The organism is Parabacteroides faecis (assembly GCF_014647375.1).
Classification (GTDB): Bacteria; Bacteroidota; Bacteroidia; order Bacteroidales; family Tannerellaceae; genus Parabacteroides; species Parabacteroides faecis.
The window spans coordinates 185,328-203,039 of record NZ_BMPB01000011.1 but is presented as its reverse complement, the minus strand read 5'-3'; the positions used below and the strand labels follow the sequence as shown (position 1 = coordinate 203,039).

General features: G+C 45.3%; 12 protein-coding genes. 2 read left to right on the top strand and 10 right to left on the bottom strand.

Features of this window, described 5'->3' with window-relative positions; genetic code table 11:
• Window positions 1-77: 77 nt before the first annotated feature.
• The 3 genes from carA to IEY67_RS16975 all read right to left on the bottom strand — a co-directional run bounded on the left by carA (window position 78) and on the right by IEY67_RS16975 (window position 6,305).
• Entirely contained in the window at window positions 78-1,163 is a 1,086-nt protein-coding gene (gene carA, locus IEY67_RS16985) for a glutamine-hydrolyzing carbamoyl-phosphate synthase small subunit (protein ID WP_122374570.1), read from the bottom strand.
• A 78-nt stretch (window positions 1,164-1,241) separates the two neighbouring features.
• Window positions 1,242-3,128 (bottom strand): amidophosphoribosyltransferase, encoded by a 1,887-nt coding sequence (locus IEY67_RS16980; RefSeq protein WP_122374571.1) that lies wholly within the window; start codon window positions 3,126-3,128, stop codon window positions 1,242-1,244.
• A gap of 237 nt (window positions 3,129-3,365) precedes the next feature.
• Entirely contained in the window at window positions 3,366-6,305 is a 2,940-nt protein-coding gene (locus tag IEY67_RS16975; RefSeq protein WP_183671800.1) for a DEAD/DEAH box helicase, read from the bottom strand.
• A 117-nt stretch (window positions 6,306-6,422) separates the two neighbouring features.
• Here IEY67_RS16975 and IEY67_RS16970 point away from each other — a divergent pair, with 117 nt between their 5' ends.
• Together IEY67_RS16970 and catA are read left to right on the top strand one after the other, a co-directional pair.
• Window positions 6,423-6,971 (top strand): DNA-3-methyladenine glycosylase I, encoded by a 549-nt coding sequence (locus IEY67_RS16970; protein WP_183671801.1) that lies wholly within the window; start codon window positions 6,423-6,425, stop codon window positions 6,969-6,971.
• Between the two features lie 226 nt (window positions 6,972-7,197).
• Complete coding sequence (catA, locus tag IEY67_RS16965) at window positions 7,198-7,851, top strand: type A chloramphenicol O-acetyltransferase (protein WP_183671802.1); 654 nt, start codon at window positions 7,198-7,200, stop codon at window positions 7,849-7,851.
• 56 nt (window positions 7,852-7,907) lie between these two features.
• Here catA and IEY67_RS16960 read toward each other — a convergent pair whose 3' ends face one another.
• From IEY67_RS16960 to IEY67_RS16930, 7 genes are all read right to left on the bottom strand, one after another.
• On the bottom strand, window positions 7,908-8,402 hold the full coding sequence (locus tag IEY67_RS16960) for a hypothetical protein (RefSeq protein ID WP_183671803.1): 495 nt from the start codon (window positions 8,400-8,402) through the stop codon (window positions 7,908-7,910).
• A 56-nt stretch (window positions 8,403-8,458) separates the two neighbouring features.
• Entirely contained in the window at window positions 8,459-8,593 is a 135-nt protein-coding gene (locus IEY67_RS16955) for an HU family DNA-binding protein (protein WP_183671804.1), read from the bottom strand.
• Window positions 8,594-8,722: 129 nt separating this feature from the next.
• Complete coding sequence (locus IEY67_RS16950; RefSeq protein WP_183671805.1) at window positions 8,723-9,577, bottom strand: Rpn family recombination-promoting nuclease/putative transposase; 855 nt, start codon at window positions 9,575-9,577, stop codon at window positions 8,723-8,725.
• Between the two features lie 341 nt (window positions 9,578-9,918).
• Window positions 9,919-12,933, bottom strand: a complete 3,015-nt coding sequence (locus tag IEY67_RS16945; protein WP_183671806.1) for a BACON domain-containing protein — start codon at window positions 12,931-12,933, stop codon at window positions 9,919-9,921.
• Between the two features lie 158 nt (window positions 12,934-13,091).
• Window positions 13,092-13,367 (bottom strand): HU family DNA-binding protein, encoded by a 276-nt coding sequence (locus IEY67_RS16940; RefSeq protein WP_183671807.1) that lies wholly within the window; start codon window positions 13,365-13,367, stop codon window positions 13,092-13,094.
• 51 nt (window positions 13,368-13,418) lie between these two features.
• Complete coding sequence (locus IEY67_RS16935) at window positions 13,419-16,508, bottom strand: DUF4906 domain-containing protein (protein WP_183671808.1); 3,090 nt, start codon at window positions 16,506-16,508, stop codon at window positions 13,419-13,421.
• A gap of 25 nt (window positions 16,509-16,533) precedes the next feature.
• Window positions 16,534-17,691 carry a BF2992 family fimbrillin-A clan protein gene (locus IEY67_RS16930; protein ID WP_183671809.1) on the bottom strand — a complete coding sequence of 386 codons (1,158 nt, stop codon included), beginning with the start codon at window positions 17,689-17,691 and terminating at the stop codon, window positions 16,534-16,536.
• Between the last annotated feature and the right edge of the window lie 21 nt (window positions 17,692-17,712).

Sequence of the window (17,712 nt, the reverse complement as noted above, 5' to 3'; positions counted from 1 at the left end):
TCACGCAAAGGGTCTTTGCCTTACCATGCAAAGGTGTGTTGCCTGATCGCGCAAAGATGCATCACCTGCATTCCTCTTTATAGTAACTCGACAAATTTATCGAACATAAACTCCGTATCCGTCGGCCCGCTACAAGCCTCGGGATGGAACTGCGACGAGAAGAATGGTTTCGTTTTATGCTTGATACCTTCGTTCGTACCGTCATTCATATTGATAAAAAGCGGTTCCCAATCGGCACCCAGCGTCGTGTTATCCACCGCGTATCCATGATTCTGCGAGGTGATGAAACATTTCTCCGTTCCAACCATCCGAACCGGCTGGTTGTGGCTGCGGTGTCCGTATTTCAGTTTATAGATGGAAGCACCTCCTGCTTTTGCCAGCAACTGGTTTCCCATACAGATACCACAAATAGGTTTGTCGCCTGCCAGCGCTTTGCGGATATTCTGAACGGCTGCGTCGCAGGTATCGGGGTCGCCGGGACCGTTGCTAATGAACAGGCCGTCATATTCCAGTGTATTGAAATCATAGTTCCAGGGAACCCGGATCACGGTCACATTCCGTTTCAGCAGGCTGCGGATAATGTTATGTTTCACGCCGCAATCCACCAGGACAACTCGTTTCTTTCCTTCACCTTCCCCATAAGTAATGACTTCTTTACAAGACACTTTGTCTACATAATTCACATTTCCGTATTGTCCGAAATCCGTAAGGTCGGTCTTTGCATCACCGATCACGATCTTTCCCATCATGACACCGTGCTCACGCAGTTTCTTGGTCAGCGCACGTGTATCGATTCCGTAAATTCCGGGAACACCCTCTTCTTTCAACCAGCTTCCCAGGCTTCCGACAGCATTCCAATGACTGTATTCATGACTGTAATCACTTACAATAATCGCCTCCGCATGGATCTTTTCACTTTCCATAAACGTGGCGATCCCGTCCGGACCGAATGTACGGGGAGGTACACCGTAGTTACCTACCAGCGGATAAGTCAGAACCATCAGCTGACCGGCATAAGAAGGATCGGTCAAACTCTCCGGATATCCCGTCATGGCCGTGTTGAACACTACTTCGCCGGTAACCTCCTTCTCGCAGCCGAAAGAAAGACCGCGAAAAACAGTCCCGTCGTCTAAGATCAATGTTGCTGTTTTTTCTGTTTGCATAAACTTATGTTTGAGTTGACAGTTGACAAGTGACAGTTGACAGTTAGAGCGAATCTGTCAACTGTCATCTGTCAACTGTTATCTGATTAAATATTCTTCTTCCATATAATTGATGAAAGCCTTGTTCACCATCCGTGCACCGCCCGGTGTCGGATAATCACCGGAGAAATACCAGTCTCCCGGATGATTCGGACAGGAAGCATGCAAGCCGTCCAATGTCTGGTAGACGATCTCTACCTTGGCACGTGTACCCGCCGGAGTAAGCAAATCGACCATCTTGGCCGAAATCTCCTCATCGGTGAACGGTGCGTAAATTTCCTTTACAAAATTCACAATCGTACCGTCCTCCTGTGCCTGTTGTTTCTTGGCTTTCCAATAAGCATCCGTTATCACCGACTCCATTCCCCGCTCTTTCAGCAAAGCCACCGCTGCCCTGAAAGCGATAAACTCGTTCATCCGCGACATATCGATCCCGTAATAATCCGGATAACGCACCTGCGGAGATGAAGATACGATCACGATCTTCCGCGGATGCAGACGGTCCAGGATACCGATGATACTTTGTTGCAGGGTCGTTCCGCGAACAATGCTATCATCTATTACAACCAGATTATCGACGAATGGTTCGATACTTCCGTAAGTAACATCGTACACATGGGCTGCCAGGTCGTTACGGCTGTTACCTTCGGCGATAAAGGTACGCAATTTTATATCTTTAATCGCTACTTTTTCAGCACGAACGCGCATGGAAAGTATCTGATCCAGTTCTTCTTCCTGCAAAAGATGGCTGCGGTCGGCGATCCATTCTTTTTTCAGTTTGTTCAGATAGTTGTTCAGTCCTTCCTGCATACCGAAATAGGCGACTTCCGCCGTATTGGGAATGAAAGAAAAGACAGTATGTTTGAGGTCGTAATCGACAGCTTTCAGTATCGGGTGAACCAGATTCTCCCCCAACTTCTTACGTTCGCGGTAAATATCCACGTCGCTGCCGCGGGAGAAATAGATACGCTCGAAAGAGCAGGCTTTATTCACCTTCGGCTCCACGATCTGCGAAGTGCGGAAACGGCCGTCTTTACTGATAAACATCGCTTCGCCGCGTTGCAATTCCTTTATATCTTCGGCCTGCACGTTCATCGCCGTCTGGATGACCGGACGCTCGGAAGCCAGTACCACGATCTCGTCATCCGCATAATAGAACGCCGGACGGATTCCCCAGGGGTCACGTACGCTGAACGATTCGCCGCTACCGGTCAGACCGCAGATCACAAATCCGCCGTCCCAGGTCGGTACACAACGCTTCAACACGTTCGACAGATCGACATGTGCCTCGATCGCATGGGTTATATCCATCCCCTTCATTCCTTCGTCTTCATACTTCTGGTACAAACGTTCGATCTCCCGGTCCAGACGGTGTCCCATCTGTTCGAGCATGATATACGTATCGGCAAACTTACGCGGATGCTGGCCGATCGCTGTAATTTCTTTAAAGATGTCGTTTACGTTTGTGAGATTGAAATTTCCGCAAAGAGCGAGGTTCTTGGCTCTCCAGTTGTTGCGGCGTAAAAAAGGATGGACGTAGGAAATACCGGACTTACCGGTCGTACTGTAACGGAGGTGACCCATATAAAGCTCTCCGGCGAAAGGAAGATTTGATTTTGCGAAAAGCGGATCATTCAATTTACCGGGCGGTAAATCTTTGTAATGTTCATGAACGGCGGCGAATATCTCGGTTATAGCTCCTGTTCCCAATGCTCTTTCCCGAAACATGTATTCTTCACCGGGGGTTGCTTCTAACTTCACGCAGGCTAAACCGGCTCCTTCCTGTCCCCTGTTATGCTGCTTCTCCATCAGTAAATAGAGTTTATTCAGCCCATACATCCAGGTACCATACTTTTGATGATAATATTCTAAAGGTTTCAGTAACCGGACCATGGCGACTCCACACTCATGTTTAAGTTGTTCCATCTGGTTCTATCTTGTTTATTTCGACCACAAAGATACGCACTTTATCAAACACAATGTTCATATTAATGCAAAATAATTGACACATTAATAGAAATAATCATTTTATCCGGCATTTGGTTAAAATATTATATATTTCCGTATTGTTTCGACAAAGTTACAATTACATAGCCGAAAACCACTCCCGACATAAAATTTGTAAGGAGAACGGAGATATACGATATAATTAATAACACTTATTCATAATAGCTCTTCCCAATCCTTATCTGTCAGCGACTTGAACGGGTCGTTTTCCGTAATAAATGTTTCAGCCAGCTCACTCTTGGATTCCTGGAGGTTGCGGATCTTTTCCTCGATCGTATCGGCAGTGATGAAGCGGTAGGCAAAGACCTGTTTATCCTGCCCGATACGATGGGCACGGCTTTCCGCCTGCATCTCAGCCGCCGGATTCCACCAGGGATCAATAATAAATACATAATCGGCATCCGTCAGGTTCAGTCCTACCCCACCCGCTTTCAGCGAGATGAAAAAGGCGGACACATCCTGGCGGGTTGAGAAACGGGCAATTTCGCCCTCCCGGTCCAATGTACTGCCGGTCAGCATTGCAAACTGCCATCCATGTTGCGTAAAAGCATCCGCCAACAATTTCAGGTGTGTGACAAAAGAAGAAAAGATCAATACTTTATGCCCTTCGCTCACCAGTGTTTCAAAAGCATCCAGCACCTGTTCCATCTTTCCCGAACCACCCGTATATTTCGGTAAAACCATCTGCGGATGATTAGCCAGCTGACGTAAGCGGGTGATACCATTCAAAGCGACAAAAGAATTTTTGTAACGTTCCTGCAAGATCGTGTTCCGCAACGCATTCTTTTCTTTCTGATACACTTCGCATTGCTCCGGTGTCATTTCGCAATATACGACCTCTTCCGTCAATGGCGGAAGTTCCGGTGCCACCTGTTGTTTGGTCCGTCGCAAAAAGAAAGGACGGATGATTTGTTGCAAACGTTTACGGGCATTCTCATTCCCCTCCCTGGTAATCGGATGGATGAAATGTTTCCGGAAACCATCTGCCGATCCCAATAAACCGGGATTGATAAAATTGAATTGTGCCCATAGATCTTTCAGTGAGTTTTCGATAGGTGTTCCGGTCAGTACCAACCGGTGTTCACATTGCAGACGGACCACCGAATGATAGGTCATGGAAGCCGGATTCTTTATGTTTTGGCTTTCATCCAGTATCACATAAGTATAACGATACTTCTCCAGCAGCTCGATATCACGCCGCAACAGTCCATAAGTGACCAGCACGATATTATACCGGTTGAAGTTTTTACAGGGATCTTTCCTTTTCTGATCTCCGGTATAAGTATAGACACTCAATGTACTGAACTTACGGATTTCCCGTTTCCAGTTAGGCAATAAAGAAGTAGGCACAACAATCAGGGAAGCGGGAATAGCCACTGATTCTTCCTGTCTGTCCTTCACTTCCTCATAGGGTTTGTCATCCGGCGAATCTGTTCCGAAAAAGGAAAGTTGCCCGCTTTGATCGACTGTAACATTCTCCGGAGCGGATGGAGAAATCGTGGCCTCTTTAGGTTCCTCCGGATCATATATCTGTTGCAGCAAGGTAATAGCCTGCAATGTCTTCCCCAATCCCATATCATCCGCCAGGCAACCACCGAAACCATTCGCCGCCAAATGGACCAACCAGGAAAAACCTTCCTGCTGATACGGACGTAACGTCGTCTTTATCTTTGGTGGAATAGCAACCGATTCTTTCTGCACATATTCCTTCGATACGGATTCATCCTGCTCCAAAGCAGAGACAATTCCCAAATGCATCTTACGGACTCTGATCTCCCCGGGCCGGTCATCGCCGAAAGCAAACAGATCGCTATATTTCTCAAACCAATCTTCAGGCAATAAGGCGACCTGCCCGTCCGGTAAAACAAACTCACGTTTCCCCTCCAGAATATGTTTTCTGAAGCGGATAAAAGGGAATTGAAAATCACCCATACGAACCGTGATACGAATATCGAACCAATCGGGAGAAGGGGAAATTTCCTGTGTCAGCGAAATATCTCCCAGATAGAACCACAGAGAGGTATCGGTCTGCACAAAAGAGAAACAAGCCTCCAACTCACTTTTATGTTGTTGCAGCCAATCGATAAATGTATAACCACCCGCTTCTGTGGTCCGAACGAACTGTACATCGGTTATCTGCTTGAAATGCCATTGTTCAAGTAAGCAGATGTACGTTTGTTCCAATTGCAAATCACGTGTAAAATAATAAATGACCGGTTTCCCTTCGACATGTTCCAACCGGGGATAAGCGAACTGGTTTCTTTTTCCCGGCGAAAAAGAACGTTCTCCATACCTGAAACGCAGTTGAAGTGCCGGTTCATCATTGATAGAACGCTCCACAGACAATTCCGGGACACAAGTGCGGGGCTCATGGATCATATCAAATCCGGAAGAACTGGCCGGATAATCACTAATCAAAGGAAGTGCCACCAGTTCCAGATATTTTTCTGTCTCAGCCAACAGAACTTCCACGTATTTCCGTGAAAGGAAAGGTGTAACTTTCGCCGCTTCTATACGTTTGAATGCTAACAACTGGTCATCCAGCAGGAATATAGCAGGCTTTGATGACAACAACAGAAACCGCCTCTTTTTCAATAAAGACACTTCCACTCCATTCATGTGACATAAGGCTGTGTACCGAAAAGAATGGTCTGTTATCTCGAAACGAAAAGAGATCTCAGCCTCCTCCCCGGAAAAGCGCACCCGGTCATGTTCATAAAGCAACTTACTTCCAGCTTCCTTTATATATACAGATAAATGGTTTGCCTGTATCAACCGGACCATCTCCCTTATCTTCTTATCGATGAACGGTCGGAGTTGTTTCTTCAGCATCTCCGGTGTCACCGAATTCAGAAAGCCGGTAACTGTCTGTTGCCGGGAATACACCTGCATCAGTTTCTTTTCCGAGTAACTCTGTGCGATCGCGATTGCCCGTTTCTCCATATCAGACAACCCCGCTTCATTTCCGGCGTGCGTGGCTTGCTCTTCCACGCTGATCACTTCCGGCGATACAGTTCTGGCAAAATAAGGAATAAGCAAAGGTCCCAAAACAGGATGGTTACTTAACGCAATGATCAATATCTGATTTTCGGGCATCAACGGTTCATTTTTATTAAAACTACAAAGTTACAAGAAAAACAAATAACTAGGCATATAGACTGAATTAAAGATATTTGATTACTTTTATCTCCCATAACAAACAAAACAGAATTTATGTCCTATTGCGAATATGTAAAAACATCTAAGGATTCAGCCGTCGAGCTTAATAAAGCCTATCATGATACAAGTTACGGTTTCCCTATCGAAGACGATAACGAGTTATTCGGCAGACTTCTCCTGGAGATCAACCAGGCGGGCCTAAGTTGGTCGACGATATTAAAGAAAGAACCGAGCTTTCGTTCTGCTTACGATAATTTCCATATTGAAAAGGTTGCAAACTACACGGAAACAGATGAAGCCAGACTTTTATCCGATTCCGGCATCATCCGGAATAAATTAAAAATCAAAGCTGCCATCCACAATGCCCAGGTCATTGTACAACTGCAAAACAAATACGGCTCATTCAAAAACTGGCTGGACCATCATCACCCTAAAACCAAAGATGAATGGACCAAATTATTCAAAAAGACATTCAAATTCACCGGTGGTGAGATCGTCAACGAATTCCTGCTAAGTACCGGCTATCTTGAAGGGGCCCATACACCGGATTGCCCCATATATCAAAAGATTCTGGAAAAGAATCCGGCATGGAACAAACGGTAAAAATCAAACAAAGATTGTTTGATTTTCTTTGGAATCTATTGCAAATTCCATATTTTTGTATCTGTGAATTAATGCATTATCTAATTTATGGCATCAATCGACACCATATAGTTACTTCTTCCGGGCTTGTCAGGGAATATCTCCTTGACACAAGTTTTCATTCCCAAATTCCTCCAGAGCTTATTATAAAATGATGAATGTGTTTGCTTGTTAAAAAATGAAAGACATGAAATTTAATCAGATAGATATCGAAAAATGGAATCGTAAGGAATATTACATTCACTACATGAATGAATTACGCTGCACATATAGTTTGACCGTTAATATTGACATTACAAATGTAAAAGCAGTTGTAAGAAAAATGAATAAAAAGATATATCCTGTACAAATATATATGATTGCAAACATTGTAAATCAGTATAAGGAATTTCGAATGGATATTAATTCTTACGGAGAGTTAGGTTATTGGGATGAGGTACATCCAAGTTATACGGTGTTTAATAAGGATAATGAAACATTTTCCAGTATATGGACTAACTATAATCGCGTTTTCAGTCGATTTTATGACAGTTGTATTGCTGATATGGGTAACTATTCACAATCAACTTCCTTAAAACCGAAACAAAATGAGCCCCCTAATTCTTTTACGATTTCGAGTTTACCTTGGGTGAGCTTTACAGGATTTAATGTGAATGTATTTAATGAGGGATGTTATTTACCACCCATTTTTACAATAGGTAAATTTATTGAAACAGAAGATTCTGTTTTAATGCCGCTCTCGATACAAGTTCATCATGCTGTATGTGACGGATTTCACATCGGGAGATTCGTGCAATCATTACAAGATTTATCATCCAATCATAAAGAATGGTTATTTTAAATCAGATATCCTTTATGTTCTAAACAATCCATAATCGTGTTATTTACCTTTACCCTTTAATACCTCATTTCCCCGCAAAACTCCACAATCGTCATCTTCCCCACCAACACTAACGCCTCTTCATAAGCAATCTCATCTTTGCCAAGATGTCCGGCAAGCGTACCGATCTTGCCACAAATTTGAAAGCAGATCAGGACGGACATGACAATATGATTTACAGAGGTTTGTGCAGTGCGTTCGACGATTTCGGTTAGGTGGAGCATTCGGATAAACAAAACAGGGTAACGGAGGGGACAGCGAAGGCAGGACATGACGGTTCTTTGCTGCATGAAGTCGACATATGACTGGCGGTCGTGGATGATTACTTCTCGGATAAATTTCTGGTGTTTTTTAGGTAAGGTGCACCAGACGGTGAAGGCTATTTTGTAGATCTTTTCATGGAAATGGTTACGACCTTCTTTCGACATTTTGTCGAGGCTTCGGTTAAAGTCTTTTGCGTCCGGCACTTTCCCGTTGGGGAATAATGCTTCTAATTTGTTTTGCTTCTTCATGGGTATTTCTGATAGGCGTTGAATGAATAATCTATTGAGGGAAATCAAATACAGACTTAGGGCATGACAGGAGTCTCCTGCTTGATCGCTTCCATTAATATTTTCTGAAAGACATTGACAAATTGGCGCGACTGCTCTTGCGTGATATTCATCTTTTCCGCTAATTCGTTTACTAATTTTGCTTTGTTCATAATCAGTTGTTTAAAATGTTATCATTATCGTTTTTAACCTTACTTTCTTTGTGAGGGCATAAAAAAGCCCTCAATATCTCTCTGTTTGAGATATTGAGGGTTTAAAGATAAATAGTCTTCTACAGTATGTTACAGTTTACCTATTTCTTCGGCAGTCAAACCGGTTACCTGCGAAATAAACTGAATATCCGCACCTAACTGTTTCATGTTGGTTGCGATCTCTCTTTGTTTAAGAAGTTCACCTTCCATACGTCCTTCCAATTTGGCTCCGTCCAACGCATCATTTTGTATCATGATATCGCTGAGGTGTTCGTCGTAGGCGCGGCGTTCCTCGTCGCTCATATTGTGATAGAGTAGCTTTTCACGAGCCTCCTTCAAACCGGGAGCGGTGGTATCGGCACGGATGGTTCCGTCTTTCAAATATTCTATCCATTCCTCCAACGGAGTGACAGCCACCTGGTTGAACTCGTTCACACGAATCAGAAAGTACTCCGGAAAAATTTCCGCCGGCAGCTTATGCACCAGGACATCTTTTTCCTTTACACTCACTTCCAGACGATCGCCAGTATGTACGCCGGTGAAGATATTCTGCCCATGATACAGATAATCGTTTCCCTTACCGATATCGAAGTAAAGAATATTTACGGAGTAGATTTTCTTCACCTCGTAATAACTATCACCCAAAGAGATATGCTCGGTAATGGCTTTCGCCACACCATAGAGGATACGTTCCAGGAAAGTCAGTTCACGAGTGTTCTGCACCTCCACAATGATGATCTCTCCTTTGCTGTTTTTAGCCTTGATGTCTACCCGGTTGAATTTGTCGTCAAGGGTTTGCTGGTTGCCTTCGCTTTCCAGCAGTTCGATGATCTCCACCTTTTCATCCAGCAGCACGGTCAGTAAACCTTCCAGCACTCCGAAATTGGCTTTTTGCCGCAGAAGCCTCTTTATGGCCCAGTCGAAACGGATGTAATTATCTTTCATAAGGCAATACGATTAATCGTTCACATGCAAATGTAATCAATTCCAATCAATATCATTTACAGCTTACCTTACTATTTTTCTTCAAACCCTCAATATGTCAAAGATCGCTTTTATCTGTTCTTATATATTCACCTGACACGGTTCTCTCACCGCTGCCTTTTCACTCTTCCGTTCAATACCTTACCCGTTGGAGTAAAGCACCGGAGCGTGGTTTGGTAAATGTGCTTGATCACTCTTTACCGATGGACCAGTCTCTGTGTTCTTTGTCATAAGGGTATTCTAACGCCCTCCAAACCTTGGAATACAGACCATCATCATTTATTAAGTTAAGCTGGGCGCACTTAGATATCACGTACACAACGAACATAACTAGTGAGGTTCGTTTTGTAGTAATTAAAAGCGCCGTTACTGAACTCCACCCTGCAGCGATGATCAATGACGCCGCTGCCAACCGAACTACTCCAGTACCAATCGCTGATAAATTTATCGCCAAGTGCCGTCGATGCTGCTTCTTCATCCGCAGCATTACTATTACTTCCTTTACACTTACTCCATATCGCATACAACTCTATCATAGTAGGTAAGCGCCAACCTAATGGACACTGACTTATGGCATTTGCATAAGTAAAAGCTCCTACTCGTTGTGATTTTTCTACTTCTATCGAATAAGCTTTAGTTAAACTACAGTTAGACGAAACACCATTCCTATCAGAACCTGTTGTTCCAAAAGAAATCCCTCCATCATAATTAAATGGTGGAAAATAAATTAAACTTTTCCCTGTCTCTCTATAATCTTCTACGATAGCTACATCAATCGTAACCATTTTGTCTGTCGCCTGTTTAGCTGTTACCGTCACTGTTCGTGTTGGACTGGCACCTGTTACCGATACAGTAAAAGTACCTGTACGATCGGCACCGGTATTGGCAGCTCCCGCAAAGATTAACTCAGCATTACCTCTACCATTGGTCGGACTCACGGTTATACCATTATGGGTTTCCGGAGATATAGTCCAAGGCAAACCGGGAGTAGCCGTTACCGAACCGGTTGTCCTCCCTCCAGTTGCTGCTATTGTCGCTGCTCCATTGGTAATGCTAAAAACGGATGCTTCTTGTTCGACCGCCACATTTGCAGTCATTTCTCCGGCTGTTACCGATATGTTACCTTTATTGTTTGTACCGTTTAAATTCAGATTGCTTGTTCTATATTCAAGTCTCTGTTCACCACCGGTCGCAGTTTCCGATTTGGGTGTTATCAGAGTTAACCACTCAGGATGGGTAATAGACAAAGGTAATCCTTTAGTTGCCTGATACGTTAGTGCACCACTGTCATCGGCTGTTGCTTCCAATGTTGTTTTGTCACCGGAAGCTGTTAGCGATGAAGCTTTCTGCTTTATCGTTATCACACCTGTCGGACCTTCGGTTTCATCACCTGCCCGAACTGTGATCGCACCGCTCCGTTGGGAGGCTGTCGGATTCACCATTACATCAAATGAAACACTCTGGGCACTTCCTGTTGTGGGACTGCCTGATGTTGCCCCCGAAAAAGAGATCCAATCACCATTTGTCACATTGGCCACCCAAACTAAGCCGGGGGTAGCGATAAAGGATGATGATTGAGCATTGGCAGCTTCCGGCTCCACCTCTACTTCTGACCCTTGTATCGTAGAAGCTGCCTGTTTAACCGATATATTCTTTTGAAGATTATGATAATCCACACTTCCGACCGATTCACCACCTTCCACCGTTATAGTTACGGGACGTTCCTTTGCATACGGGTTACTGGACGTAGCTCTCACTATCAAATTCTGTTTTTCACCGGTGGCTGCATCACTGCTGGTTGCCGGATTAGTCTCTGCCCAACCCAACCAACTTCCACCCGACAGGACAGCACGCCACGGCAAACCTTTCGTTGCCGTAAAAGTAGAACTGCCCTCCGACCCGGAAACGGCATCAAGAGAAATCGAACCGGCAGTCTCCAAAGTGGAACCATCCAGTACAATCTCTATCGTTTGTTCTTCACTCGTTATAGTAAGGGGAAAAGAAAAAGTACGGGTTTCCGCTTTGGGATTGGCTGTTTCCGCCTTGAACAGTAGTTGGGCAGGACCTTGATAGGTGATACTTCCACCTGTGGGTACTGACATATCTTTGCCTTTTATCAGCGCCGACAGCCAATCCGGCAATCGGATTACCCATTCTTGTCCCGGACGGGCTGTGATCTGTAACTCTTTTTCGCCACCTATCCCCGCAGGCATATTCCCCGGAGTGATCTCGACCGGAGGAATCGTACCCACCGTGATACGTTCGTCGGTTATATCTATACCGGCTAGTGTGACATTCATCGTATAATGGGAGTTACGCACGATATCGTAATTATTCTTACCGCTACCCGGGTAAAAACGGAAACTGACATTCTCATAAGTCACACCGGACTGCACTGCGGCACCGGTCAGTTCTATATAAGTGACATTTGTCACTCCTTTGCCCGTTTTCTTCTTCTCCGATTCCACAGCGTTCTCGCCGCTTACCGTACCGGCCATATTTTCAGGCAGGTACCAATACATCGTAGCACCGTCTCTATTGGCGGTTCCGCTATATGTTTTATAAGTCACATCGGTTATCAACTGATTTGACGGGGCTTCAATCTGGTATCTGTCCGGAACGGAGTTTAACGTTACCGATGTCGGAGTAAACGAGAAGGCCATCCCTCCGGTCAGATAGGCAAACGATATTTTTGCCACTAACCGTGTCAAATCCACATGGATACTCTCTACTCCCCCATCATTGATTACACCGTTCCACATACCTGTCATTCCGCATAATTGGTTTTCCGGCAGGCCTACATCAGTGGAAGAATACGTCAAGACATGTTCCTTCAAAGCCGCTTCGGTATCGATCTTTCCCAGGTTACCGGCATTGGCAACAAACCAGACATGATGCTTCTTTCCACCGCTGTCTTTCAGACGGACATCTACTTTACCACCGGTTACTACAGAAAAATATTGGTTGAAGATCCAATGCCCATCCGCATCATACTGGCCGATCCACAGGTGAGCGATCCGGCTATCCTCCCCTTCGGGCAACTGGTCGGCCGCTTTTGTCTTAACCGTATCTTTCGGACTTGCCGGAATGGAATCCGTTTCGATCGTACCGTCGGCTGTAAACGCGATGCTACGTGTCTGAGAATCCCGGTTCGCCAGCACATTCAGGTGAAATGTCGCCTGAACTTCTTTACCTCCTTGAGGCAACTTCGGTTCATCCACCACTTCCGTCTGCGTGCAACCTGACAAAATATGTAGGACCGTCCACATAAACAGGCAGACCCAGAACCCGTTATTTATTTCATTCATCCGTTTCATTGTCGTATTGTTTCTTACATTATTCTCCGTTTCCGACTTCTCCGTTTCCGCTCCAGACGATATGCTTCCAACTTGCCACAGTCATCACAATACCAATTCCCTGATGAATATCCGGCAAATTAAAATCCTGCACCACTACCCTCTGTGTACTAGCCTTTTCAAGTGTTTAGCTCTTTGAGTAAAAATTTTCCGGGTTTGAACTTGACACTCGTACGTGCCGGTATTGCACAGGAAATCCCCGTACGAGGATTACGACCGGAACGTTCTTTTTGTACCCAAGGGGCAAACGTTCCGAAACCTTGAAGCATGACAGGGCTATCTTTTTTCATTGCTTCTGTCAATACTTCCTGAAAGGTATTGAGAAATTGCCGCGATTGTCCCTGCGTAATATGCATTTTTGCGGCTAACTCATTCACTAATTCAGCTTTGTTCATGATAACTAAATTTAATTCGTCTATATTTTTTCAATTCAAACTCAATAATAATTATTTCTTTACCATACGCACACAACGGACAAATCCTCCATAGTAGTAACGATTATAATCAAGTACACAATCAACTGACCGTACCCTACAATAATCAGGCCCTCCTTTAAAACGTGAACAACTCAACATCCATCGACCTTTGCTTTCAATATCTTCATTACATGCCGCACAGAAAGGTGTAACCCCCTCTCCCTTTTCTATTTTTACCCTATTAGCACACATTTCATATGCTTCCAACTCAGTAGGTATACGCCAATCACTGTAGCCATCTTCCACTAAATTTTCACAATAATTCTTCTGATTACTATAAGGAGCATCTGCAGAGTTTTGTCCTCTCTGTACTTGCAATATATAAGACCCTGTCATCGTGGGATTATCATTCAATACCACATTCGTTATACCAAAAGACGAAGACTTATCTGCACCTTCAACATTAAACGGCGGGTGAGTTATCCAACTATAATCCGGATTCACATTAGTAACAATCTGATTATAATATCTTTTTAAAACAGACTCATCTATTTTAAATTCGGTTGCAGCCAAAGTCGCATTCTGATTCACTATAATTGTTGCAGAATGGTTTCCTCCAGTTACTGCTATAATAAATGTTGCAAAACGTACATTATTCTCATTGACCGGTGCACTGAATGTAACAGTCTGCCCTTCCCCTGTTGCTGTACCACTCGCTGTACTTGCTGCTATTACAGCATTGTCGTCTCCACCGCTCCGCATCACCGTCCAAGGCAATCCCAAAGTTCCTGTCACAGTCACAGTTCCCGTACTTTCTTTATACGGCAAATTTATTTCAGTAGGTTCGACCGTGAATGACGAAGCATTCTGAGTAATCGCAGTTTCTTTTTCAATATTTCCTGCTGTTACTGATATTTGACCGCTACGTGCTTCTTTGTTTTTGTTTACGCTATTTGTTTTGTACTCAATAGCCTGCCGGCTTCCTGTTGTCGTTCCCGTAGTCCCATTGGTAAATTCAAGCCAATCGGGACAAACGATATTATAACTCAAGCCTTTGGTTCCTGTAAATCCTAATGTGGCTGTAGTTCCGACCGTCGGATCCAAAGGAGTTGGGTTATTTTCTACTGTTAACGACGATGCCCCCTGCTGCACAGCTATCGTTCCTGTCGGTCCCTCGCTTTCGTCTCCTATACGTACGGCTATTGCTCCACTGCGCACACTGGAGTTTGGATTTACAGGAACATTAAACGTTACATTTTGGGATTCAGCCGTCGTCGTGCCTGTCGTTTGACCGGTCAAGCCTATCCACTTATTATCTTCCGATACTGCTACTTGCCATGATAGACCGGAGGTCGCAGTAAATGAAGAAGTTGCGTCATTTACCCCTTCGGCTGTCACTACAACCGGATTGGACGGACAAGTTACCGTAGAAGCTACCTGCGAAACCGATATATTCTTTTGAAGATTATGATAATCCATACTTCCGATCGACTCTCCCCCTTCCACCGTTATATTTACCGAGCGTTCCTTTGCATACGGATTACTAGCCGTAGCTTTTACTATCAAATTCTGGCTTTCACCTGTGGCCGCATCACCGCCGGTTCCCGGATTGGTTGATGCCCAGGTCAACCAACCTCCATCCGACAGGACAGCACGCCACGGCAAACCTTTCGTTGCCGTAAAAATAGAACTGCCCTCCGACCCGGAAACGGCGCCAAGAGATATCGAACCGCCAGCCTCCAAAGTCGAACCATCCTGTACGATCTCTATCGTTTGTTCTTCACTCGTTATAGTAAGAGGAAAAGAAAAAGTGCGCGTTTCCGCTTTGGGATTGGCTGTTTCCGCCTTAAACAGTAGTTGAGCAGGGCCTTGATAGGTGATACTTCCGCTTGTGGGTACGGAAAGATCTTTGCCTTTTATCAGTGCCGACAGCCAATCCGGCAATCGAATTGCCCATGACTGTCCCGGACGAGCCGTGATCTGTAACTCTTTTTCGCCACCTATCCCCGCAGGCATATTCCCCGGAGTGATCTCGACCGGAGGAATCGTACCCACCGTGATACGTTCGTCGGTTATATCTATACCGGCTAGTGTGACATTCATCGTATAATGGGAGTTACGTTCGATATCGTAATTATTCTCATTGCTGCCCGGATAAAAACGGAAACGGACATTCTCATAAGTCACACCGGACTGCACTGCCCGACCGGTCAGTTCTATATAAGTGGCATTTGTCACTCCTTTGCCCGTTTTCTTCTTATCTGACTTGACAGTATTCTCGTCGCTTACCGTACCAGCCATATTCTCTGGCAGGTACCAATACATCGTAGCACCGTCCTTACTGGCCGTTCCATTATATGTTTTATAAATCATATCGGCTGTCAACTGGTTTACCGGAGCTTTAACCTGATATCTGTCCGGTACGGAGTTTAACGTCACCGACGTTGGAGTAAATGAGAAGCCTGTTCCTCCGATCAGATAGGCAAACGATATTTTTGCCACCAACCGCGTCAAATCCACATGGATATTTTCTACACCTCCCTCATCAACGGAACCACTCCATGAACCCACCATCTCGCACAATCGGTTTGAAGGCAGACCGTCTCCTTCTGATGAATACGTCAACACATGTTTCTGCAAAATCGCTTCGGTTTCGATCTTTCCCAGGTCACTGGTATTCGCTACAAACCAGATATGATGTTCTTTGCCTCCGCTATCTTTCAAACGGACATCTACCTCGTTACCGGTTATTACAGAAAAATACTGGTTGAAGATACAATTGCCATCCGTATCATACTGACCGATCCACAGATGAGCGATCCCGCTTTCCTCTGCGTCAGGCAATGCTGTAGTTGCTTTTGTCACAACTGTATCTTTCGGATTTGCCGGAATGGAATCCGTTTCAGTCGTACCGTCGGCTGTAAACGCGATGCTCCGTGTCTGAGAGTCCCGGTTCGCCAGCACATTCAGGTGAAACGTCGCCCGAACCTCTTTTCCTTCTTCGGGCAACTGCGGTTCATCCACCACTTCCGTTTGCGTGCAACCGGACAAATAATGAAAAGCCATCCAGAAAAACAAGCAAAGCCTTAGTCCGTTCTTTATTTCACTCATCTGTTTCATTGTCGTATTGTTTCTTACATTATTCTCAGTTTCCGACTTCTCCGTTTCCGCTCCAGATGATATTCTTCCAACTTGCCACAGTCATCACGACACCTATCCCCTGATGAATATCGGGGTCAGGATAAGGTTTATCGGGACCTCCCACATTTCCGTCGGAAAAAGGAACGGCATTCCATGCCAATACCCTCAGATTCAAACGGCTTTCGTCGTTCCTTACTTCCAGGGTAAATACATACCGTTTGCCCGCATCAAAAGTGATCCGTTTGTCGACGGTCGCTTTCAGGGTGGCTGTCTCGTTATCCCTCTGCACGCTGATCTCCACCTCGAAAGGCAGGTCGTTTTTAGGAAGGATAACTCCTTTTGCCTTGTTCAGTTTCATATTCTTCGGATCGGAACCTTCTTCCACAGGAACAAACTCGTCGCTACCGAATAACACCTCCGTCTCCGCACCGCCTTCACCGCCGGTCGGGGATATTCCCGTATCGGCACCGACGATCAGACCGGCATTGGAGGAAGAGATATTGCTCAATACCAGCTTCGTTCCGAATAGTTGTTCAAACGAGAGTGCGTTACCCGGCGAAGGGGCGACATTGAACACCAGAAGCGCACATTGCCTGCGGAAGGTTTCCAGTTTCACTACACGCGAAGTACGCGAGATCGTGACCTCACGGGCAAAAGAGGTCATTATGTCTTCCTTATGAGGAAGAGCGGTCATTGTATAACGATTATCGGCATCCTTCACCGGCTTTCGGGCAGGGGAAACGGCATAAAAATCATAGACACCTCCCCTTACGATCAGTTCTCCGGCATTTCCGGGAAGCTCCGTTCCGGTATCATCCACCACACAGGGAGATAAAGAACCGTCCGCTTCCACCACATAGGTCACTTCAAACGAAGGGGCAGCCGTCGCAAAAGATACAGGAGAGGTAGACGTACCCGCCTCTCCCCTCAGATAGCCGCAGATACGCACGGTCGCACCTGCGGGTAAGAAGGCCGGTTCCGGGGCTGGCGTTACCGTTTCATCTGCACGGGTCAGGACGACCGGGATACCCAGGTCGGGCTTCCCGAAACTGATTGCCACCAGCTGCGCCGTTTCCGGCATCTCCTCCACCGGACCGGCTGTGCAACCGATCAGTAATCCACAAAACAGTAACCCTATCAGATAGATCAAATATCGTTTCATGTTATAATGTTTTATGTGTGT

What these genes read in the sequence shown, in the direction of transcription:
- catA (WP_183671802.1), top strand. Translation starts at nt 7,198, where the DNA reads ATGAAATTTAATCAGATAGATATCGAAAAATGGAATCGTAAGGAATAT.
- IEY67_RS16945 (WP_183671806.1), bottom strand. Translation starts at nt 12,933, where the DNA reads ATGAAACGGATGAATGAAATAAATAACGGGTTCTGGGTCTGCCTGTTT.
- carA (WP_122374570.1), bottom strand. Translation starts at nt 1,163, where the DNA reads ATGCAAACAGAAAAAACAGCAACATTGATCTTAGACGACGGGACTGTT.
- IEY67_RS16975 (WP_183671800.1), bottom strand. Translation starts at nt 6,305, where the DNA reads ATGCCCGAAAATCAGATATTGATCATTGCGTTAAGTAACCATCCTGTT.
- IEY67_RS16930 (WP_183671809.1), bottom strand. Translation starts at nt 17,691, where the DNA reads ATGAAACGATATTTGATCTATCTGATAGGGTTACTGTTTTGTGGATTA.
- IEY67_RS16970 (WP_183671801.1), top strand. Translation starts at nt 6,423, where the DNA reads ATGTCCTATTGCGAATATGTAAAAACATCTAAGGATTCAGCCGTCGAG.
- IEY67_RS16950 (WP_183671805.1), bottom strand. Translation starts at nt 9,577, where the DNA reads ATGAAAGATAATTACATCCGTTTCGACTGGGCCATAAAGAGGCTTCTG.
- IEY67_RS16955 (WP_183671804.1), bottom strand. Translation starts at nt 8,593, where the DNA reads ATGAACAAAGCAAAATTAGTAAACGAATTAGCGGAAAAGATGAATATC.
- IEY67_RS16940 (WP_183671807.1), bottom strand. Translation starts at nt 13,367, where the DNA reads ATGAACAAAGCTGAATTAGTGAATGAGTTAGCCGCAAAAATGCATATT.
- IEY67_RS16935 (WP_183671808.1), bottom strand. Translation starts at nt 16,508, where the DNA reads ATGAAACAGATGAGTGAAATAAAGAACGGACTAAGGCTTTGCTTGTTT.
- IEY67_RS16980 (WP_122374571.1), bottom strand. Translation starts at nt 3,128, where the DNA reads ATGGAACAACTTAAACATGAGTGTGGAGTCGCCATGGTCCGGTTACTG.
- IEY67_RS16960 (WP_183671803.1), bottom strand. Translation starts at nt 8,402, where the DNA reads ATGAAGAAGCAAAACAAATTAGAAGCATTATTCCCCAACGGGAAAGTG.